The organism is Cupriavidus sp. 8B (assembly GCF_054589115.1).
In genome coordinates this window covers 17,082-36,656 of record NZ_BAAILO010000101.1, presented here as the reverse complement: position 1 = coordinate 36,656, position 19,575 = coordinate 17,082, and the positions used below count along the sequence as shown (strand labels likewise).

The 19,575-nt window shown below is 66.1% G+C and carries 19 protein-coding genes; 9 read left to right on the top strand and 10 right to left on the bottom strand.

Annotated elements, in window-relative coordinates; all coding sequences use genetic code 11:
- From ACYP5B_RS11150 to ACYP5B_RS11140, 3 genes are all read left to right on the top strand, one after another.
- Positions 1-541, top strand: a 541-nt coding sequence (locus ACYP5B_RS11150) for a substrate-binding domain-containing protein (protein WP_459569636.1), incomplete at its 5' end; no start/stop codon positions are given.
- A gap of 8 nt (positions 542-549) precedes the next feature.
- Positions 550-1,593 (top strand): LacI family DNA-binding transcriptional regulator, encoded by a 1,044-nt coding sequence (locus ACYP5B_RS11145; protein ID WP_459569635.1) that lies wholly within the window; start codon positions 550-552, stop codon positions 1,591-1,593.
- 85 nt (positions 1,594-1,678) lie between these two features.
- Positions 1,679-2,263, top strand: coding sequence for a gamma carbonic anhydrase family protein (locus ACYP5B_RS11140; protein ID WP_459569634.1), 585 nt, complete (start codon positions 1,679-1,681; stop codon positions 2,261-2,263).
- A gap of 44 nt (positions 2,264-2,307) precedes the next feature.
- On the opposite strand, the gene ACYP5B_RS11135 is transcribed toward ACYP5B_RS11140, so the two are convergent.
- The 4 genes from ACYP5B_RS11135 to ACYP5B_RS11120 form a co-directional block, all read right to left on the bottom strand.
- The gene (locus tag ACYP5B_RS11135) at positions 2,308-2,703 is read right to left on the bottom strand and encodes a type II toxin-antitoxin system VapC family toxin (RefSeq protein WP_400098144.1); all 396 of its coding nucleotides are present in this window, start codon (positions 2,701-2,703) and stop codon (positions 2,308-2,310) included.
- Positions 2,700-2,981: a type II toxin-antitoxin system Phd/YefM family antitoxin gene (locus ACYP5B_RS11130; protein WP_318232069.1), complete on the bottom strand. Its 282-nt coding sequence runs from the start codon at positions 2,979-2,981 to the stop codon at positions 2,700-2,702. Before ACYP5B_RS11130 ends, ACYP5B_RS11135 begins: the two co-directional genes overlap by 4 nt.
- Before the next feature lie 152 nt (positions 2,982-3,133).
- Complete coding sequence (gene araD / locus ACYP5B_RS11125) at positions 3,134-4,876, bottom strand: L-arabinonate dehydratase (RefSeq protein WP_459569633.1); 1,743 nt, start codon at positions 4,874-4,876, stop codon at positions 3,134-3,136.
- A 19-nt stretch (positions 4,877-4,895) separates the two neighbouring features.
- A complete protein-coding gene (locus ACYP5B_RS11120; RefSeq protein WP_459569632.1) occupies positions 4,896-5,984 on the bottom strand; it encodes a mannonate dehydratase in 1,089 nt (362 codons plus the stop codon).
- Positions 5,985-6,417: 433 nt separating this feature from the next.
- Here ACYP5B_RS11120 and ACYP5B_RS11115 point away from each other — a divergent pair, with 433 nt between their 5' ends.
- Positions 6,418-7,812 carry an MFS transporter gene (locus tag ACYP5B_RS11115; protein WP_459569631.1) on the top strand — a complete coding sequence of 465 codons (1,395 nt, stop codon included), beginning with the start codon at positions 6,418-6,420 and terminating at the stop codon, positions 7,810-7,812.
- A 16-nt stretch (positions 7,813-7,828) separates the two neighbouring features.
- Here ACYP5B_RS11115 and ACYP5B_RS11110 read toward each other — a convergent pair whose 3' ends face one another.
- The 3 genes from ACYP5B_RS11110 to ACYP5B_RS11100 form a co-directional block, all read right to left on the bottom strand.
- Positions 7,829-9,181, bottom strand: a complete 1,353-nt coding sequence (locus ACYP5B_RS11110) for a DUF1501 domain-containing protein (RefSeq protein WP_400098152.1) — start codon at positions 9,179-9,181, stop codon at positions 7,829-7,831.
- Between the two features lie 28 nt (positions 9,182-9,209).
- Positions 9,210-10,796 carry a DUF1800 domain-containing protein gene (locus ACYP5B_RS11105; protein WP_459569707.1) on the bottom strand — a complete coding sequence of 529 codons (1,587 nt, stop codon included), beginning with the start codon at positions 10,794-10,796 and terminating at the stop codon, positions 9,210-9,212.
- 147 nt (positions 10,797-10,943) lie between these two features.
- Positions 10,944-12,164, bottom strand: coding sequence for an MFS transporter (locus tag ACYP5B_RS11100; protein WP_459569630.1), 1,221 nt, complete (start codon positions 12,162-12,164; stop codon positions 10,944-10,946).
- A 237-nt stretch (positions 12,165-12,401) separates the two neighbouring features.
- Between ACYP5B_RS11100 and ACYP5B_RS11095 the strand changes: the two genes are divergently transcribed.
- Complete coding sequence (locus ACYP5B_RS11095; protein WP_318232062.1) at positions 12,402-12,698, top strand: ArsR/SmtB family transcription factor; 297 nt, start codon at positions 12,402-12,404, stop codon at positions 12,696-12,698.
- 71 nt (positions 12,699-12,769) lie between these two features.
- Positions 12,770-13,825 carry an alkene reductase gene (locus ACYP5B_RS11090; RefSeq protein ID WP_318232061.1) on the top strand — a complete coding sequence of 352 codons (1,056 nt, stop codon included), beginning with the start codon at positions 12,770-12,772 and terminating at the stop codon, positions 13,823-13,825.
- A gap of 140 nt (positions 13,826-13,965) precedes the next feature.
- Here ACYP5B_RS11090 and ACYP5B_RS11085 read toward each other — a convergent pair whose 3' ends face one another.
- Complete coding sequence (locus ACYP5B_RS11085; protein WP_400098191.1) at positions 13,966-14,865, bottom strand: LysR family transcriptional regulator; 900 nt, start codon at positions 14,863-14,865, stop codon at positions 13,966-13,968.
- A gap of 212 nt (positions 14,866-15,077) precedes the next feature.
- Between ACYP5B_RS11085 and ACYP5B_RS11080 the strand changes: the two genes are divergently transcribed.
- Positions 15,078-15,659 carry an NADPH-dependent F420 reductase gene (locus ACYP5B_RS11080; protein WP_459569629.1) on the top strand — a complete coding sequence of 194 codons (582 nt, stop codon included), beginning with the start codon at positions 15,078-15,080 and terminating at the stop codon, positions 15,657-15,659.
- Between the two features lie 259 nt (positions 15,660-15,918).
- A complete protein-coding gene (locus tag ACYP5B_RS11075) occupies positions 15,919-17,223 on the top strand; it encodes an FG-GAP repeat domain-containing protein (protein WP_459569628.1) in 1,305 nt (434 codons plus the stop codon).
- A 154-nt stretch (positions 17,224-17,377) separates the two neighbouring features.
- Here ACYP5B_RS11075 and ACYP5B_RS11070 read toward each other — a convergent pair whose 3' ends face one another.
- Together ACYP5B_RS11070 and ACYP5B_RS11065 are read right to left on the bottom strand one after the other, a co-directional pair.
- The gene (locus ACYP5B_RS11070) at positions 17,378-17,887 is read right to left on the bottom strand and encodes a hypothetical protein (protein ID WP_459569627.1); all 510 of its coding nucleotides are present in this window, start codon (positions 17,885-17,887) and stop codon (positions 17,378-17,380) included.
- Positions 17,888-18,227: 340 nt separating this feature from the next.
- The gene (locus tag ACYP5B_RS11065) at positions 18,228-18,863 is read right to left on the bottom strand and encodes a YceI family protein (RefSeq protein WP_459569626.1); all 636 of its coding nucleotides are present in this window, start codon (positions 18,861-18,863) and stop codon (positions 18,228-18,230) included.
- Positions 18,864-19,080: 217 nt separating this feature from the next.
- Here ACYP5B_RS11065 and ACYP5B_RS11060 point away from each other — a divergent pair, with 217 nt between their 5' ends.
- Positions 19,081-19,557, top strand: coding sequence for an AAA family ATPase (locus ACYP5B_RS11060; protein ID WP_459569625.1), 477 nt, complete (start codon positions 19,081-19,083; stop codon positions 19,555-19,557).
- Positions 19,558-19,575: the final 18 nt, after the last annotated feature.

The window sequence follows — 19,575 nt, the reverse complement described above, 5'->3', positions numbered from 1 at the left end:
CCGGGCGGCGGGCGCCGCCGTGGCCGCGCACCTGCTGGCGCGCGGCCACCGCCATCTCGGCTTTATCGGCGCCGAGGAAGACCGCGCGCTGAAGCGCCTGGCGGGCTACCGCGAGACCATCGCCGCGCAGGGGCTGCCCGATGTGGCGGTCTGCACGGTGACGCCGCCCTCCTCCATCGCGGACGGCGCGCGCGGCCTCGTCGAGCTGGTGCGCCAGAACCCGCGACTGCAGGCCGTGTACTGCAGTAACGACACGCTCGGCGTGGGCGCGCTGCAGGCGTGCCGCGAGCAGGGCTGGGCGGTGCCGGGGCGCATGGCGGTGGTGGGCTTCTCCGACCTGGCCATCGCCGCGGCCAGCGTGCCGGCGCTGAGCAGCGTCAAGGTGCAGTCACATGAAATGGGCAGGCGTGCCGGGCAGATGTTGCTGGCACGGCTTGGCGCACCGGATAGCGCACGGGATAGCGCACGGGATAGCGCACGCGAGCGCGAAACCCGCATTGTCGATCTCGGCTTCAGCGTGGTTGCACGCGAGAGCAGTTGAGGCCCGCCATGAAGCACACCAAGCCCACTGATCTGCAACCGCAAACCCGTACCGGCGCCGTGCGCATGGCGGACGTGGCCCGCGCCGCCGGCGTGGCCAGCGTGACAGTGTCACGCGTGATCAACCACCCCGACACGGTCGCGCAAGCCACGCGCGAACTGGTGCAGGCCACCATCCGGCAACTCGGCTACGTGCCGGACCTGACCGCCGGCAGCCTGGCTTCCACCCGATCGAAGATCGTCGGGGCCATCGTGCCCACGCTGTCCAACGCGTGGTTCGCCGACACCATGGACGGCCTGGCCGCCGCGCTGGCGCCGCAGGGCTACCAGTTGATGCTGGCGCAGTCGAGCTATCACCCGCGCGAGGAGGCAGGCCTGGTCGACGCTTTCCTCGGCCGGCGCGTGGACGCCATCGTGCTGACGGGCGTGAGCCATGAGAAGAGCGTGCGCGACAAGCTGCGCCGGCTCGGCCTGCCGGTGGTGGAAACCTGGGATTTGACCGACGACCCGATCGACATGGCAGTGGGCTTCTCCAACGCCGGCGTGGGCGCGGCTGTGGCGCAGTACCTGTGCGAGCGCGGGCACAAGCGCATCGGCTTTATCGGCGCGGACGAGTTGCGCGCGCACAAGCGGCTCGAAGGCTTGCAGGCGCATCTGGCCGAGCTTGGCATCGCGCCAGCCGAAATGGAATTGCTGCCACCGCCCTCCACCATCGACGCCGGCGCGCAGGCATTGACGCGGTTGCTGGAACGCGCCCCGCGCATCCAGGCCGTCTTCTGCAGCAATGACATCCTCGGCGTGGGCGCGCTGCTGGCATGCCGTCAGCACGGCTGGCAGGTGCCGGGCCGTATCGCCGTGGTGGGCTTCTCCGACCTGGCGATGGCGGCGGCCAGCTATCCCACGCTGACCACGGTGCAGGTGCAGCCGCGCGAGCTCGGCCGCCAGGCCGGCGAGGTATTGCTGCGCCGGCTGCAAGGCGCCGCGCGGCCCAGCCGCCGCGCGCAGCGGGTGATGGACCTGGGCTTTCGCATCGTGCCGCGCGAAAGTGCATAAGGACGAAAGCGCATAAGCGCATAAACGCATAAACGCATCGACGTACAATCTGCGCATTCCAGAAAAACAATCCAAGGAGACAAGCATGGCAGTCATCGGACCGGACGTGAGCTTGCACCCCACCGCCTACGTGCACGAATCGGCCTACCTCTATGGCAAGATCACCGTGCATGAAGGCGCTTCGATCTGGATCAATGTGGCGGCGCGCGCCGAGAGCCGGGAGATCGTGATCGGCGCCTACACGAATATCCAGGACTTCGCGATGCTGCATATCGGCGACCGCACGCCGACCCTCATCGGCAGCCACTGCTCCATCACCCACCACTGCACCATCCACGGCTGCACGATCGGCGACAACTGCCTGATCGGCATCAACGCCACCATCATGGACGGCTGCGTGATCGGCGACAACTGCATCATTGCCGGGCATGCCTTTCTCAAGGAAGGCACCGTGATCCCGCCCAACTCCATCGTGATGGGCAGCCCGGGCAAGGTCACGCGCACGCAGAACAACTATGTGCGCAACCGGCTGAATGCATTCCTGTATTACAAGAATGCGCTGGCCTATGCGCAGCAGAATTACCGGGCGTGGGAAGGCCCGGCGTTTTCGGCGCAGATGATGCGGGAGGTGGAGAGGCTGCAGGCGGAGCTGAAAGCGGCCGACGTTTGAAGACGGTCATGACGCAGGGACACGCCGCGTTCAAGGCCTCCCCACTATGCGCTGAGAACGTAGGTCTTGCCGTATTGCGCAAGCAACGCATCCTCTGTGAGCAGCACCATCGCCTCGCTCATCACTTGCGCGATCAGCATGCGGTCGAATGGATCCTTGTGATTGGCGAAAGTCGGCAAACCCTCAACCAGAAGCGCGTGTTTTGCCTCAACGGGTAGCAACTGGTAGCCTGAGAGGCGGAAGGCAACCGCGGCTTGCGCTGCGGTTATGGCTGCCGGCAACTTGCCGAGCGAACTCTTGATGGCAATCTCCCAAATGCTAGCGGCGCTGACCCAGATCTCATTCGTGGGCGCCTGGATCAACCCGCGGGCTTGGGGCGAAAGCCTTTCGTCGTCGAAGCTGGCCCAGAGCGCGATATGCGTGTCGAGCAGGAGTTTCACCGTTTGGTGCTCCCTGGCTCGCCCACGCCGAACAAGCGGGCGACCTCGTCATCGGCTGCATTGAATTGCTCCAGGCTGAAGGACTGCCAGTTGGCCAGCACGGCTTTGCCAGCCCCGATCCGGCGCGCAACGTCCTTCTCGGGTGGCAGGATGGGAACAAGTTTGGCGGCCGGCTTACCGTTGCGGGCAATCACTACCTCCTTCTCTTCGCCACTCTCGATCGCTTCCACCAGCCTGGAGAGGCCCGATTTGGCGTCGTGCATGTTCACAATCAGCATGGCAGGCTCCGCTTTATCTAGCTAATCAATTAGCTAAGCCTAGCATCCGCGGCTCGGGACCACAAGCCCACTGCTGTCGCGGTTCACCAGCCGAGCAGATCTTTGTCTCCCGCCTCCACGCCCAGGGGTGCATGACCATGCACATCCGCTCCTCAAAAGATATCCGGCTCCCGCGTCGGCTCCGTCCCCCGCAACAACGCAAAGTCACACCCTTCATCCGCCTGCGTGACCTGCTGCGCGAAGATCGCGCCATAGCCTCGCTGGTAGCGCGGCGGCGGTGGCGTCCACGCGGCGCGGCGGCACTCCAGCTCGGCATCGTCCACCAGCAACGCCAGCTTGCGCGCCGGGATATCCAGCTCGATCAGGTCGCCGGTGCGCACCAGCGCCAGCGGCCCGCCAACAAACGATTCCGGCGCCACGTGCAGCACGCACGCGCCGAAGCTCGTGCCGCTCATGCGCGCGTCGCTGATGCGTACCATGTCGCGCACGCCTTGCTGCAGCAGCTTCTTCGGGATCGGCAGCTGGCCCCATTCCGGCATGCCCGGCCCGCCCAGCGGCCCGGCATTGCGCAGCACCAGCACGCTGTTGGCGTCGATGTCGAGATCGGGTGCGTCGATGCCGGCGTTCAGCGCTGCGTAGCTGTCGAACACCACCGCGCGGCCGGTGTGGCGGTGCAGGTGCGGCTCGGCGGCGGCGGGCTTGATGACGGCGCCGTTGGGCGCGAGGTTGCCGCGCAGCACGGCGAGGCTGCCGCCGCCCACCAGCGCGCGTTCCACCGGCAGGATCACGTCGTCGTCATGCACCGGGGCGCCGGCGATGTTGTCGCCTAGCGTGCGGCCGTTGACGGTGAGTGCGCCCACACGCAGCAAGTGCCGCAAGCGCTCAAGCAGCCCGCGCAAACCCCCTGCGTAGAAGAAATCCTCCATCAGGTACTTGCCGGCCGGGCGCAGGTTGGCGATCAGCGGCGTGCTGGCGGCGAGCGCGTCAAAGCGCTGCAAATCCAGCGCCACGCCGGCGCGCCGCGCCATCGCCACCAGGTGCACCAGCGCGTTGGTGGAGCCGCCCAGCGCCAGCACGCACACCACGGCATTGTCGAAGGCCGCGGCGCTCAGCACCTTGGCGGGCGTGAGGTCTTCCCACACCATCTCGACGATGCGCCGCCCGGTCTGCACGGCCATCTGCGCATGGCGCGAGTCCGGCGCGGGAATGGATGCCGCGCCCGGCAGGGTCAGGCCCAGGGCTTCGGCGGCGCTGGTCATGGTAGAGGCGGTGCCCATGGTCATGCAGTGCCCTGGCGAGCGGGCGATGCCGCCCAGCACCTCTTCCCAGTCATCGTGCGTGATGGTGCCCGCGCGCAACTCGGCCCAGTTCTTGAACATGTCGGAGCCCGAGCCCAGCGTCTTGCCGCCGGCATTGCCGCGCAGCATGGGCCCGGCCGGCATGAAGATGGCCGGCAGGTTCATCGAGGTGGCGCCCATGATCAGCCCGGGCGTGGTCTTGTCGCAGCCGCCCATCAGCACCACGCCATCCACCGGATAGGAGCGCAGCAGCTCCTCGGCTTCCATCGCCAGCAGGTTGCGGTACAGCAGCGCGCTGGGTTTCTGGAATGGCTCGGCTAGCGACATGGCGGGCATCTCCAGCGCAAACCCGCCGGCCTGCCAGACGCCGCGCTTGACCTCCTGCGCGCGTTCCTTGAAATGCGTGTGGCAAGGGTTGATCTCGCTCCACGTATTCAGGATGGCAATGACCGGCTTGCCGCGATATTCTTCCGCGCCAAAGCCGATCTGCGCCATGCGCGAGCGGTGGTTGAAGGTGCGCATCGACTCCTTGCCGAACCAGCGGTGCGAGCGCAGTGTCTCGGGCGTCTTGCGAATGGGCTGCTGTGCCTCTGTCATGGGGGGGCCGCCGCGGTGCTTAGCCGCGCGCCGGCGTGGACCACACGCCGGCCGCCTGCAACAGTCCGCGCGTATAGCCCAGCGCGAAGGACATGAAGCGCTCGCGGTTTTCGTCAAGGTCCGACACGGGCACGTGGTCCGGGCACAGCGGGCCCTGGTAGCCGCCACGCTGGTAGGCCTTGATGGCCTGGAACATGTCGACGTCGCCTTCGTCCGGGAACACTTCCTGGAAATCGAGATAGCCGCCGCGGATATTGCGGAAGTGAACCATGAAGATGCGGCCGGTGGCGGCGAACTCCTCGATCACCGGGATCATCGCGCGGCCCGGCTCCTTGAACATCTCCGCAACGGTGCCCTGGCAGAAGTTCAGCCCGTGGTTGGCGCTTGGGCTGAGCGCGAGGAACTTGCGGATGCCGTCGGCAGAACCAATCACGTGCTCGATGCCGTTGAGGCCGCCCACCGGGTAGGCAGGGTCATGCGGATGGCAGGCCAGGCGCACACCGGCGCGGTCGGCGGCGGGCACCAGTCCTTCGACCAGGAATTCGATGGCGTCCCAGCCGGCATTCTCGGTCACCGGTGGCACGTCGCGCGCCATTTTCTGGCCACACAGCATGGCGGTCTCGGCGTCGCCTTCGTCCTGGTTGGTGGGGTAGCCCACGCCCCAGTAGGAATGCTTGCGGTCGTCGTCCGCCGAGTACTCGGCATAGACGAAGCCGGAGTTCTGCGCGCCGCCGCGCCCCCGCTTCAGGCCGGTGCGGGTGATGCCAACCATCTGCACGTTGTACTTGAGGCAGGTGATGCCGGCGTCGGCAGCCTTCTGGATGTTCTGCGCCAGCACGTCGCGCTGCTTGCGCGCGCCGTCGAGATCCACCAGCGAATCCAGCAGGATGGAGCCCACGTCGAGCGCGAACACGTCGAGCTTCAGGCCAAAGCCCTCCACCCACTTGCGATAGGCAGTCAGCTTGCCGGCATCCCAGGCGCTGACGCCGCCCGTGGCCGACACCAGCTCGGTGCCGCGGTTGTCCAGCACCACGCTTTCGACCCCGAGCTGGGTGGACAGGCGCAGGCGGCGCTCGTCGGGGTTGAGTAGCTGTTCGCTGATGTACATGCTGCGTCTCCTGGATACGAATTGGGGCGCGGGCGTCTTGGCCGCCACGTCGCTCCACGCTGGAGCCGGGGCATGTCCACCCGCGATGAACACGTGTCCATTCTTCTGTAAGCGGCTGCCTGCCGCAAGCGCGGAACGCGGCCGGCGCGCGCCAAACCGGCTCGGTGTCCCAGGATGTGGAAAAAGCCGGCCATCGGCACCCGGCTTGCATGGATTGGAATCAATCGGCCCGCCCGGCGGGCCGAAGCTGCACATCTCCACGGCATTTCCCAAAGGCTGGGACGCCGCCCACTCCCGGCGCCGGGCACCGCTATCTTGTTTCAAAGTCCTTCTCTAGCATGCAGCCATACACCCCGGCAGCACCCTGCCTCGGGGACGCGCCACCACACAAGGCCAGGCGCCTTCGTGCCATCAAACAAGACTGGAGACCGCCATGTCAGCCGTCATGACATCCGCCACCTCGGACGCGGCGGGTTCCGCATCCGCGGCCACATCCACCACCGCCGCACAGCCCTCGGCAGCCGCCATCGCCACCGGGCGTTACCGTTACCTGATGCTGGCCCTGATCACCATCGTGCTGGCGCTGAGCACCGGCGACCGCGCCACGTTGTCGGTGGCGGGCCCGCATATGGGCAAGGATCTCGGGCTCGATGCGGTGCAGATGGGCTGGCTGTTTTCTTCCTTCGCCTGGGCCTATGTGCTGAGCCAGGTGCCGGCCGGATGGCTGGTGGACAAGATCGGCGCCAAGCAGGCCATCGGCCTGGGGCTGGTGCTGTGGTCGCTCACCACCTTGCTGATGAGCACGGTGCACTGGTTTGCCTTTGCCTTCATTGCGCTGCTGGTGCTGCGCTTCCTGCTGGGCGCGATGGAGTCGCCGGTGGGTCCGTCATCGGGACGGGTGATCGCGGCTTGGTTTCCCTCCACCGAACGCGGCGTGGCCGGCGCGATCTTCAATAGCGCGCAGTACCTGTCGCTGGTGGTGTTCACGCCGCTGATGGGCTGGCTCGACCATCGCTTCGGCTGGCAGCACATCTTCTCGGTGATGGGCGCGCTCGGGCTGCTGCTGGCGTGGGCGTGGTATCGCCTCTATCACGCGCCGGCCGCGCATCCGCGCGTGACGCAGGCGGAGATCGACTACATCGAGCAAGGCGGCGCGCTGGTGCACCTCGGCGGCAAGAGCGCCAAGGGCAGCAAGGGCCCGACGCTGGCGCAGCTCGGCCAGCTGTTCCAGAGCCGCATGCTGGTGGGCATCTTTATCGCGCAGTACTGCATCAGCGCTATCACCTGGTTCTTTGTCTCGTGGTTCCCGAGCTACCTGGTGAACGGGCGCGGCTTCTCCATCCTGCAAGCGGGCTTCGTGGCCGCGGTGCCGGCCATCTTCGGCTTTGTCGGCGGCGTGTCCACCGGCTTCGTCTCGGACGCCCTGCTGCGCCGCACCGGCTCGCTGACGATGGCGCGCAAGCTGCCGATCACCATCGGGCTGCTGCTCAGCGCGACCATGATTGCCTGCAACTACGTCGACACCGACTGGATCGTGATCGCGTTGATGAGCATCGCCTTCTTCGGCAAAGGCTTCGGCTCGCTGGGCTGGACCGTGGTGGCCGACACCGCGCCGGCCGCCATCGTGGGCAGCACCGGCGGCGTGTTCAATGCGGTGGGCAATATTGCCGGCATCGTTACGCCGATCGTGATCGGCTACATCGTGGCCGATACGCATTCCTTCAATGGCGCCCTGGTATACGTCGGCGCGCATGGCCTGCTGGCCATCCTGAGCTACTGGCTAATCGTGGGCAAGATCGAGCGGGTAGTGCTGCCGGCCGAAGGCTGAGCGAGCGCCAGGTCAGCTAGACCAGCCCGAGATCCACCACCCGGGCATCGGGAAACACATGCGCCAGGCGCGCGTCGTCCAGCCCGTACAGGCGCTTGAACATCCCGCCCAGCATTGCGCGGTATTCATTGAGCACCGGCCAGTCGCGATTCTGGTTCAGCGTGCGCTGCTCCACCGCCACTTGCTCGCCGGCGATGCGCCCGCCGCGCACGGCGCCGCCGGCCACCCAGTACACCGTGCCATGACCGTGGTCGGTGCCACGCGTGCCGTTCTCGCGGAAGGTGCGGCCGAACTCGGAGACCACCACCACCGTGGTCTTGCTCCACACCGGCCCGATCTCATCGGCAAAGCCGGAGATGCCGCGCCCGAGGTTATCCAGCAGGTTGGCCAGCTGCCCCTGGGCGCCGCCCTGGTTCACGTGCGTATCCCAGCCGCCGACATCGATAAAGCCGAGATTGAAGCGCTCGCGCATCAGCCCTGCCATGCGGCGCGCTTCCACCTCGAAGCCCTTGGCGCTGAGCGCGCGGCGGTTGGCCGCCTGCATTTCCTGCATGCGCCCCGCCATGTCCGGCTCGGCCTGCGCGGGCAGGCTCGCGGCCATCATGCTGTTGCGGCGTTGCATGGCTTCGGCCTCCTGCGCCACCGTCTGGCGCAGCTCGAAGCCCTCGTTGATCAGCGACTCGAAGCGCGTGCCGCGATACATCTGCGCGAGAACGCGCGTCTGGCGCTCGTCGAAGGGGGTGCGCCCGGTGCCCTTGAGCGAGACGTTGGGCACGGTGAGCGCGCCGCTCAGCACCATCGGCAGGCCGTCGGTAAAGGCAACCGGCGCGGCGCGTGCGCCCATGGACTCGGCCAGCCGGTTGAGAAAGCCGGTGCCGCGCAGCGAAGCATCGATGCGCCCGCTGCCCTTGCCGTTGCCGGCGAGCGGCAGGCCAGCCTCGACCCCGTCCTGGGTCTCGAAGTGGCTGCGCGACAGATCATCCGTGCCGGCAAACGGCACGAACGCAAGCTGCTGCTTCTGCCACAGCGGCAGCAGGCTGTCCTTGAGCGCGGGATGCAACGCCCAGGCATCGATGCCCCTGCCCGCGCCGCCATCGAAGGCCGCCGCGAGTGACAGCGCGGCGCGTGGATCGGCCAGGGCGCCCTGCGCTACCGGCCTGGCAATGGCGATGTTCGGGCGCGACGCGTAGTAGAAATCGCTGCCCGCGGGCACCAGCACATTGGTGGCATCGTAGCCACCGCGCAGGAACACCAGCAGGAAACGCGCATCGGCCTGTTGCGGCAGCGCGTACACGCGCGAGACGATGCCGGGCGCCAGCGCCGCCAGCCCGGCAAGCCCTGCGCCTTTTAGCCAGTCACGTCGTTGCATGAGGTACTCCTTGTTCAGGGCGGACCGCTCAGTCCTGCATCCATTCCGGTGACGAAAGCAGGATGGTGTTCCACTCCGCCTGCGACGTCGCCTGCGTCATCGCGGTGCGCGTAGCGGGGCCCAGCGTGGACTCGATGCTGTCGAAGAACACACGGTTGCTCAGCAGCGGAAAGCCGGTGCGCTCTGCCGGCTTGCCATCGTCCTTGGAGAACAGCCCGGCCTGCCCCGAGCCAATGGCGCGCGCGATCTCGAAGCGCTTGACCATCTGCCCGGAACTGGCCCATGCGCTCTCCGCGGCCGGGAAGCCGTCCGGCGTGATGCGGCCATAGAGCGGCTCGCCAAGCTGGTTAAGCCAGCCGATGGCCGGGCGCAGGTTGGCCACCGTGCGGCCGTCATACGCCAGCCGCAGCGACGAGGCCACGAACTGCATCGGGTCCTTGAACTTGCGCGTGCCGGAGGCCAGCGTGGTGTTGAGCTCAGGCGACAGGAAGAGCGTGCGCAGCACCGCCGCGATATCGCCGTCGGTCTGCGTGAAGGTGCCGGCCATGCGGTTGACAAGCGACGGCGGCGGCGTGTCGCCCACGAAGTGCGCGGCGAGCTTGTAGGAGATGAACCGCGCGGTGGCCGGATCGCGGCTGAGAATCTCCACGGCCTGCTCCACCTCGTGGAAACCGGTCGGCTCGATGCGATGGCCAAGCAAGGTCTTGGGCCCGAAGTCGTGCCGGTTCGGGTTGAACTCGAACAGCCCGCCTGCGCGGTAGAGCGCCTGCTTTTGTGGCGGTAGCTTGGGCGGCTCCGCGCTGGCGTTGATGCCAAGGCCGGTCAGCACGCGGGCCAGTTCCTGCACATCCTGCTGCGTATAGCGCGAGCCGCTCGGGCCGCCGGCCACGCCCAGCGTGTGCAGTTCCATCAGCTCGCGTGCATAGTTCTCGTTGATGCGGTTGACCGCGCTCTGCGCGTTGTCCAGGTACTCCAGCATGGCCGGCGACGTCACGGTCGCCATCAGCAGGTCGCGGAACTTGCCCAGCGCATGCGGGCGCACCGCCTTGTCTTCATAGTCGGCCAGCACCCAGCGCACCGAGCCCTTGCCGGAGTACACGCTGAAGTGGTTCATCCAGAACCACGTCATCTGCTCGCGCAACTGCGCGGGCGAGTAAAGCGCACGCAGCAGATGGCGGCGGCTGGTGTCGAGCACCACGTCGTTGCCGCTGCGGTTGAGCGCGTCGCGCGCCTTCTGTTTTTCGTCTTCGTCGGTGAGGGTGTTGATGCGCTGCTGCTCGGCGCGCACGCTGCGCAGCCTTTGCTCGCCGCTTTGCTGGGCAATGCTCAGCGCGCCGATGGTGGCGGCGAGCTCGCCCGTATCGGTGCCGGGTGCCTTGAGCTGTTCATCCAGATAGCGCTCGCGTCCCAGCTTGCGCAACCGTTCGATGCTGGCCTGGTTGGCGCCGAAGGTGACGGTGTTGAGCCAGTGCAGGTCGGCCGGCTTCAAGGCCGCGCCGGATGCGCCGCCCTCCGGCGCGCCGCCTTGCGCGCAAGCACCCAGCAGGCCGGCGGCCGCGCTCAGGAGGCACACCGTTATCAGGCGTGACTTCAGACGTGACTTCAGGCGTGACATCAGGCGTGAAATGCGCAAGGACATGGTTGGCCTGCCTCGAACCCCGTGGGGTGACACCGCTCTTACGCCGGCGGACGGGTTTTGGTTGACGTGGATTCACCCGATATCCAGCCTGAACCAGTAAGCAAAATGAAAGTTCCCGCCGCTTTACCGGCGCAAGGTCGCGCCCCAGAACACCAGCGCGGCAGCACTGATCGCCGCGCCCAGCATGCAAACGCCGGGCCATCCTGCGCGCGCATAGACATGCGTCGAGGCGATCGATCCCGCACCGCTGCCAAGCGCATAGAACAACATGTAGCAGCCCACCAGCCGGCCATGCGCTTCCGGCCGCACGCGAAACACCATGCTCTGGTTGGTGACATGGATGGCCTGCCCGGCGAGGTCCAGCACGATGATGCCCGCCACCAGCAGCCACAGCGACTCCCGCGCGAAGGCCAGCGGCACCCAGCACGCCACCAGCAGCACCAGCGCGATGCCGGTAGTCCACTGCCCCAGCCCGCGATCCGCAAGGCGGCCGGCACGCGCGGCCGCCAGCGCGCCCACGGCGCCAACCAGCCCAAAGGCGCCGATGGCGGTATGCGACATCGAATACGGCGGCGCGCTCAGCGGCAGCACCAGCGCGGTCCAGAACACGCTGAACGCGGCGAACATCAGCATGGCGAGCACGCCGCGGACCTGCAGCGTACGCTCCTGCGCCAGCAGCGTGAACATCGAAGCAAGCAAGCTGAAGTAGCGCATCTTCACCGGCGCGCTGGCCTGCCGCGGCAAACGGCGTGCCAGCAGCGCGATCATCAGCAGCGCCAGCACGCCCGAGACCACGTACACCGCGCGCCAGCCGGCGAGATCTGCCAGCGCGCCCGCCATGGCCCGCGCCATCAGCAAGCCGATCACCACGCCACCCTGCGCGGCGCCCACCACGCGCCCGCGTTCGGACGGCGCGGCGAGCGTGGCGGCGAAAGCGATCAGCCCTTGGGTCATCGCCGTGCCCAGCAGGCCCACGGCGAGCATGCCTGCCAGCAATGCCGTGCGCGTGGAAGCCACGGCCACCAGCGCCAGCGCCACGGCGAGCAACAGCAGTTGCAACAGGATCAGGCGGCGCCGATCTACCAGGTCGCCCATCGGCACCAGCAGCAGCAACGCCAGCGCGCAGCCCGCCTGCGTGGCCGTGACGACGATGCCGACCGAACCGTAGCCGAAGCCGAACTCACGCGCCATCGCATCGAGCAAGGGCTGCGCGTAGTAGACGTTGGCCACGCTGAGCCCGCACGCCAATGCGAACAGCCAGACCAGCGGGGCCGGCATGGCAGACGGCGCGTCCACGGTTTCCGCTAACGATGCGGTGGCTACGGTGGCTGGGTTCAAGGTCATCACGGCTCCATCTGGTTTTATAAAGAAACCGAATGGAGTCTAACCACATCGGTTTCTTAAAGCAACCAGATGCAGCCATCCGCACACCAAGATGGCACCATCAAGTGCCACATAAGGCGCCTCTGCAAAGCTGCCGCGTATATCGTATAGTCACGATATTAATTTTGTGAGAAGCGGATATATGTTTCGCCAAAACGCGAAACAGCCCGCGTCTCGGATACCGGACAAACCCACCCAATGGACATCGACGCCATCCACAAGGCCCTGGCCAATCCCGTGCGGCGCAACATCCTCGCCTGGCTGAAAGCCCCGCAGGAGAATTTCGCCATGCAGGACTACCCGCTCGAGCTGGGCGTCTGCGCGGGCCTGATCGACGCGCGCACCGGACTGTCGCAATCCACTGTGTCGGCGCATCTCGCCACGTTGCAACGCGCCGGGCTGGTGACTTCCAAGCGGGTTGGCCAATGGATTTTCTTCAAGCGCGACGAGCAGACCATCCAGGCCTTCCTCGATCACATGCACAGCGATCTTTGATACAGCGGCGCGCGAGCGCCTACTTATGCACCCACGGTGCGCCACCCTCCTCGACACCCAGACAAACTGACATGACCTCTCTATTCGACCCCATCCGCATCGGCGACCTCGACCTCCCCAACCGCGTCATCATGGCGCCCCTGACGCGCTCGCGCGCAGTGGGCGGCGGCCGCGTGCCCAACGCCCTGATGGCCGAGTACTACGTGCAACGCGCCTCCGCAGGCCTCATCCTCAGCGAAGCCACCTCCGTCACCCCGCAAGGCGTGGGCTATGCCGACACCCCGGGCATCTGGTCCGACGAGCAAGTGGCCGGCTGGAAGGTCGTCACCGATGCCGTGCACGCCGCCGGCGGCCGCATCTTCCTGCAACTGTGGCACGTGGGCCGTGTTTCCGATCCGGTCTTCCTCGACGGCGAGCTGCCGGTGGCGCCCAGCGCCATCGCCGCCGCGGGCCATGTCAGCCTGGTGCGCCCCAAGCGCGCGTTTGTCACCCCGCGCGCGTTGGAAACCGATGAGATCCCCGGCATCGTCGCCGCCTACCGCCACGGCGCCGAGAACGCCAAGGCCGCCGGCTTCGACGGCGTGGAAGTGCACGGCGCCAACGGCTACCTGCTCGACCAGTTCCTGCAGGACAGCACCAACAAGCGCACCGACGCCTACGGCGGCTCGCTGGAAAACCGCGCGCGCCTGCTGCTGGAAGTGACCGACGCCTGCATCGACGTGTGGGGCGCAGCGCGCGTGGGCGTGCACCTGGCACCGCGCGCCGATGCGCACGACATGGGCGACTCGGACCTGCCGGCCACCTTCGGCTACGTGGCGCGCGAACTCGGCAAGCGCGGCATTGCCTTCATCTGCTCGCGCGAAGCGCTGGGCGAGCCCCGCCTCGGCCCTGCGCTGAAGAAGGCGTTTGGTGGCACCTATATCGCCAACGAGAAGATGACCAAGGAAACGGCCGAGCACGTGCTGCAAGCCGGTGAAGCCGATGCGGTGGCCTTTGGCCAGCTGTTCATCGCCAACCCCGACCTGCCGCGCCGCCTGCAGATCGACGCGCCGCTGAACGCGCCGCAGCCCGAGACTTACTACCATTCGGGCGCCGAAGGCTATATCGACTACCCGGCGCTCGCCTGAGCACGGTTGCCGGCCCGCGCTGGCTTGCGTGAGCACACGCGGCCAGCGAACTGGTTGAGCAGGATGCGCGAACGGGCTCACTGACTTGCGAGTTGTGTCTTCCCGTGCGTGCGCTATAGCGCGGTGAGCTCAACGCAAGGTCAAGCCGCCGGCGGCCCGAACTCCGCCACCACGTGGTCGATAAAGCTGCGCAGCTTCGGTGTCACGCGGCTGGCCGCGAACACCACATGCATCGGCCGGGACGGCGCCTCGTACTCGGCCAGGATGCGCACCAGCTGACCGGACGCCAGCGCACCCTTCACCGCCACCTCCGGCCCGAGGATGATGCCGAAACCATCCAGCGCGGCAGCGATCAGCGCCTTGATGTCGTTGGCCTGGAAGCGGCTGCGCACCGGCACGGTCAATGGCTTGCCGTCCTTGCCGGCAAAGTGCCACTCGCTTGCCGGCGGCTGCGATGAATAGGCAAAGCCCAGGCATTCGTGCCCCGAGAGTGCTTGCGGCGTCTGTGGCGCGCCGTGCTCCGCCAGATACGCGGGAGAGGCGCAGGGCAGCAAGCGGTAAGGCATCAGCGGGCGCGCAATCAGCGAAGAATCCGGCAACGATCCCAGGCGGATCGCTGCCTCAAACCCTTCGTCGATCAGGTCGACAAAGCGGTCGGTCAGCGTGAGATCGACCTGCACATCGGGATGCGTGCGCAGGTATCGGGTCACCACCGGCACCAGGCTGAACGCGCCGAAGGTCACCGGCGCGGTGATGCGCAGCTTGCCGCGCGGCGAGGCGGATAGCTCCTGCGCCACCGACTCCGCCGCCTCGGCATCGGCCAGCAGGGTTTTGCAACGCTCGTAGAAGATCTTCCCGATTTCGGTCAGGCTTTGCCGCCGGGTGGTGCGGTTGAGCAGACTGGCGCCCACCCGCTCTTCCAGGTAGTTCACATGCTTGCCGGCCATCTGCGAGGAAATGCCGAAAGCCAGCGCCGCCGCCGCGAACGAGCCAGTGTCCGCCGTCTTCACAAAGACGGCCATGCTCGTCAACCGATCCATCATTCGCAACTCCCAGTTTCCACAGCCGGGCGAATCCGCCCATTTATCTCGTTTGAGTTTCCAATCATAGTCTTTCCAACCGCAGTCAATCGCTCGGCGGCACGCTTGAAAGACTCAGATGGAGATAAGGCAATGAAAATCGGCATCCTCGGCGCGGGCTATATCGGCCGCGCGCTCGCCATCCTCGGCACGCACCCCATGGCCACCAGGTCATGATCAGTAACTCCCGCGGCCCACAAACGCTGTTGAGCACGGTGGCGACGATCCGCTGCGCCGCCGGCACCGCCGAGCAGGCAGCCGCGTTCGGCAATGTGATTGTCGTCGCCGTGCCGCTTGCCAGCTACCGGTCGATCCCGGCGCAAGCGCTCAAGGGCAAGATCGTGATCGACACCGGCAACTACTACCCGCAGCGCGACGGCCAGATCGCGGCGCTGGACAACGGCGCGACGACCACCAGCGAACTGCTGGCGGATTTCCTGCCGGGCGCGAAAGTGGTGAAGGCATTCAACGCCATCCTGGCGAAGGACATCGACACCACCGGCCAGCCGGCCGGCACCATCGGCCGCCGGGCATTGCCCATCGCCGGGGACGACACCGAAGCCAAGCAGGTGGTCGCCGGCCTCGTCGACCAGTTCGGTTTTGATACGGTCGACGCGGGCAAGCTGTCGGAAGGCTGGCGCTTCGAGCGCGCCATGCCGGCATATTGCATTGCGCTGGAAAGCGCCGGGCTGAAACAGAAGCTCCAAGAAGCGGAACTGGATGTCAGGCAGGCGGAAGGGGCCTGGCGCCATTGAGCTTTCAGCGCTCCGGTAGCTCCCGCGGAAGAAGCCCAGCGAACTCGATGCCAGGTGTGCCGGTGATGTTCGGGACCGTGATCACGGTCAGTTCTACGTCGCCCTTGGCGACGGCGTTCAGGACCGCGCGGGGGCGAACAGCGCGGCGCACCGCATTTTTTCTATACTGAATCCCATCGAATGCGCCTTGGCGGAGTGGCCATCGCCTTCATGGCGGGCCGGGGGCCGCGAGTGGAAGCTGAAGAACAAGAAGTACGCGATGATCAACAATCTGTTCCCTCGCACGTGCATGGCTTCACGCCATTACGCGGCGGGGATCGCTAGGCCGCTGGCATTGGTCGCCCTGACCCTGGCCATCCAGGGCTGCGGAGGTGGAGGGGACGGCGGCGGTGACGTCATCCCGGCTTTTGTCTCGCCCGCCAACGTGGTCATCAGCGATGTGAACCAGGATGGCGCGCTCGATCTTGTGGTGTCAGCCGCCACCGTTCACTCTGCGCCCCCACACCCGGGATTTGTCGCCGTTCTGACGCAGAAGCCACTGTCGCCTGGTACTTTCACAGCTAGCGTGCGCTTCGGTGCGGAATTCGATCCCTCAGGACTGGCGCTCGGGGACCTCTCCGGCAATGGCGGGAAAGACATCGTCCTGGGAAGTCAGAACACCAAGGCCGGCACGCTGCTTCCCAATAACTTCATCATTCTCAGGCACGACCCGAGCCGCCTCGGCTCGTTCCTCAGCCCGCAGCTAGTGCCAATCGGAACGCACGTCATCAACGACGTGGCCGTCGGCGATGTCAACGGTGATGGCAGACCCGATATCGTCGTGACGGCGAGCCCGGCATCTGCCGGTCCGACGGTCCTTGTTTTCACGCAGAGCGCGACGCAGCCTGGCACGTTCGTGTTGTCCCAGTCGATCATGACTGCCACAGGTTCCGGGGCAGTTGCCCTCGCCGACCTGAACGGCGATGGCCGTCTGGACATCGCGGTAACGGCTTCCGTGGACAACGGTCCTGGTAAGGTGCTGGTCTTTATGCAGGATGCCGTCACCCCTGGAACCTTCCTGCCGGCGACGGAGTACGTGGTTGGACTCCAACCGGCGGCCATCGCGATTGGTGACCTGAACGGCGACGGCAAGCCGGATCTGGCCGTGGCAAACCAAGGCGCCGGCAACGGGTCGAGTCCCAGTATGTCCGTCCTGCTTCAGGACACCGCATCGCCCGGGCGATTCTTGAACGCGGTCAGCTACCCGTCCGCTCGTGCGCCGATGGCCATTGCCATTAGCGACATCGACGGCGACGGCAAGCTGGATATCGTCACGGCGAATGCGAGTGGCGCCCCGCCGTTCAATGGGAGCGTTCAAATCTACTTCCAGGGCCAGACACGCGGGGCGTTCGGCAATCCAGTCAGGATCGGGAATTTCCAAGGCGCCCACACGATGGCCGTGGGCGACCTCAATGGCGACAAGGCACCGGATATCGTCGTGGACGACGGCGAGGGCATCGCCATCCTGTTCCAGAACGCGCAACAGCGTGGCCAGTTCCTGCCCGCCGTGCACCTTGCTCTCTGACGAGTGAGGTGAGAGAGGCGGTCAACGACGGCTGCTGCAACGGGATCGCAGAGCCAATGTCGATTGCACGCCTGTTGTCCAGCAATACTCGCAGTGTTTGCGTTTCGTAGCGTTATCCAGCCGGTCATCGCAAAGTGGCAGCGCGAAATGGGCATCACTTGCGCCGCCGGCCGCCTCCAAGCGAATCAACGATGATCATCGTGCGATCCAGTACGCCCTGGTCGTCAAAGTAGACACTGAAGTGGGCCGGCTGATAGCCACTCGCATAGAGCCGGTACGACCATGCCTCGCGCTTCATGAGCGGGTAGTACTGGACAGGCTCGCGCGGCAGGCCGAAGCGCTCGGCCACGTCGCGCTTGGTCCAGACCCCCGGCTTTGCCTCGTAGATCTCTTTCTCCGTCAACATCTGGCGGAAGTTGACGAGCTTTCCGTTCGCGCCAAAATCTGCGGCGTAGACCTCATATCCCAAAGGCTGGTGCGAATAGATCCACCGGCTGGTGCCGCCGGCGAGCTCATAGGTCTCCGTGGGCGCGCCAAAGGTCTCGCGCACGGAGCTTGCCGGGCTGCCTATCATTTTCTGCGCAGTCTGGACGGGTTGCAGGGACGCACAGGCAGACAGCGCAACCGCGGTGCCGGCCAGCCACTTGGCGAGACGATATTGCATGACCATTCTCCATTGCCGAAAGGTGCAGTTTCTTTCGGCCGGTATTCGATCCAAGCATAGTCCACCCGCTACATTCCGGGCCCTGCCCCTACGCCGCCAGCCCCGCCGGCGCCACCACCGATGCCGCCGGTACCTGGCGCCGGCTGGAATCCGGGCGCGCTTCCTGACGATGCGCCGCCCGTCATGCCCGCCCCCGATCCGGCCGTGGTGCCGGGCTCGTCCCCGCCTCCGCCACAAGCCGCAAGAAGGCATGCGGCAAGCAACGCCGCAAGGGTTCTAGCCGACATGATGGTCTCCTGTGTCGCATCAGTGAACGCACCCCCTGGTATTGCCAAGCGCTTCAAGGGCCAAGCACGAACTCCACCTGGATATTCATGTGCACGGCGTCGCCAATAGTGGGGAACCATGCTGCCAGGCCGAACTCCCGGCGGCTGACTTCTCCGGCCGCGGAGAAGGCAAGCGTGCCGTCGCGCCGCGGCTCTCCGATGGCGCCGCCTGGTGTTACGAGAAGGCTGACCGGACGCGTGATGCCATGGATCGTGAGGTCGCCGAAAAGCCACCCGCTGCCCTCTGCGGTCCGGACAAAGCGGGTACTGACAAAGCGGATCTCCGGATAGCGGGCCACATCGAGCATGCCGCCACCCCGGATGATCGGAGACAGGAAGCGCGGGCGCGCCTCAACGCTTGCGGCATCGATCGTCACGATGACTCGGCCCGAGTCAAGACCGGCCCGCGTCCCTTCGAGCTGTGCATTCATGCGGTGAAAGCGCATCTTGATCTGTGAGTGCGAGAAGGCGTCGACGTCGAACGTGACGCTCGAGCGTTGCGGCGCTAGCATGTACCGATCGGGCCGCCCGTCGGCCTCGGTTGGCTGGGTCTGGCTGACGGCGCCCGCCAGCGATGCGAATGTGGCGAGCACAAGTTCGGCGATTGCGTGCCCGCGGGTGGCCCGAAACCAGGGTGGCGAATCGCGCACGATGCCTCCACGGCAGAAGAACTGTGGTCCGGTTGAGTAAACGCTTGGCGGCCAGGATTTATTCCATCGCGCGCCGACGCAAATGCCGAAGGGTCGGTTGCCAGTCTATCCGCCCCTCCCTCAGCCGGCCTCAGTCGGCTGAGGCGGTGGATCACTGTGCGCACACGAGCTGAAGGCCGCGGTATAGTGCGGGCTCCAGAACTCAGCGCTGCGCCTGATGGACAGGATTCGCATCATCAACCCCGATGCTTATTTAGAAACGCCGGCAGGACGGGTATGGACGCCGGAACGCAGCAAGTTTGCGTGGTCGAGCAGCTTTGCTGCACTCGAACAGGCGCTGATTGAAATGCGTGACCTTCAGCCGCGAGTGCTCATCGTCTGCGGACTGCAGGGCGCAGGAAAATCTCATTGGATCGCACGTCACGCGAGCGACTACGCGCCTTGCATTTGCTTCGATGCGGCGTTGCCGGGCGCGCGGCATCGGAGCCAGATCATCGAGATCGCCCATCGACGGAGTGCCCAAGCACTGGCGATATGGATTGACACTCCGCTAGCCGTCGCGAAGATGCGCAACGCCGACAGGCCAGCGGACAAACGCGTACCGGACGAAAGCATCGAGAGTGTAGGAAACTTGTTCGAGCCGCCTTGCATTGAAGAGGGATTTTCCAAGGTGGTCAGAGTCGCGGGATCCTGAGTCCCGATGTCGGTGAAG

Bases quoted from the DNA above. Each gene is read 5' to 3' on its own strand.
- ACYP5B_RS11100 (WP_459569630.1), bottom strand. From the start codon at position 12,164: ATGACCTTGAACCCAGCCACCGTAGCCACCGCATCGTTAGCGGAAACC.
- ACYP5B_RS11095 (WP_318232062.1), top strand. From the start codon at position 12,402: ATGGACATCGACGCCATCCACAAGGCCCTGGCCAATCCCGTGCGGCGC.
- ACYP5B_RS11070 (WP_459569627.1), bottom strand. From the start codon at position 17,887: ATGCAATATCGTCTCGCCAAGTGGCTGGCCGGCACCGCGGTTGCGCTG.
- ACYP5B_RS11105 (WP_459569707.1), bottom strand. From the start codon at position 10,796: ATGTCACGCCTGAAGTCACGTCTGAAGTCACGCCTGATAACGGTGTGC.
- ACYP5B_RS11115 (WP_459569631.1), top strand. From the start codon at position 6,418: ATGTCAGCCGTCATGACATCCGCCACCTCGGACGCGGCGGGTTCCGCA.
- ACYP5B_RS11110 (WP_400098152.1), bottom strand. From the start codon at position 9,181: ATGCAACGACGTGACTGGCTAAAAGGCGCAGGGCTTGCCGGGCTGGCG.
- ACYP5B_RS11145 (WP_459569635.1), top strand. From the start codon at position 550: ATGAAGCACACCAAGCCCACTGATCTGCAACCGCAAACCCGTACCGGC.
- ACYP5B_RS11060 (WP_459569625.1), top strand. From the start codon at position 19,081: ATGGACAGGATTCGCATCATCAACCCCGATGCTTATTTAGAAACGCCG.
- ACYP5B_RS11130 (WP_318232069.1), bottom strand. From the start codon at position 2,981: ATGCTGATTGTGAACATGCACGACGCCAAATCGGGCCTCTCCAGGCTG.
- ACYP5B_RS11120 (WP_459569632.1), bottom strand. From the start codon at position 5,984: ATGTACATCAGCGAACAGCTACTCAACCCCGACGAGCGCCGCCTGCGC.
- ACYP5B_RS11140 (WP_459569634.1), top strand. From the start codon at position 1,679: ATGGCAGTCATCGGACCGGACGTGAGCTTGCACCCCACCGCCTACGTG.
- araD (WP_459569633.1), bottom strand. From the start codon at position 4,876: ATGACAGAGGCACAGCAGCCCATTCGCAAGACGCCCGAGACACTGCGC.
- ACYP5B_RS11075 (WP_459569628.1), top strand. From the start codon at position 15,919: ATGATCAACAATCTGTTCCCTCGCACGTGCATGGCTTCACGCCATTAC.
- ACYP5B_RS11085 (WP_400098191.1), bottom strand. From the start codon at position 14,865: ATGGATCGGTTGACGAGCATGGCCGTCTTTGTGAAGACGGCGGACACT.
- ACYP5B_RS11080 (WP_459569629.1), top strand. From the start codon at position 15,078: ATGATCAGTAACTCCCGCGGCCCACAAACGCTGTTGAGCACGGTGGCG.
- ACYP5B_RS11090 (WP_318232061.1), top strand. From the start codon at position 12,770: ATGACCTCTCTATTCGACCCCATCCGCATCGGCGACCTCGACCTCCCC.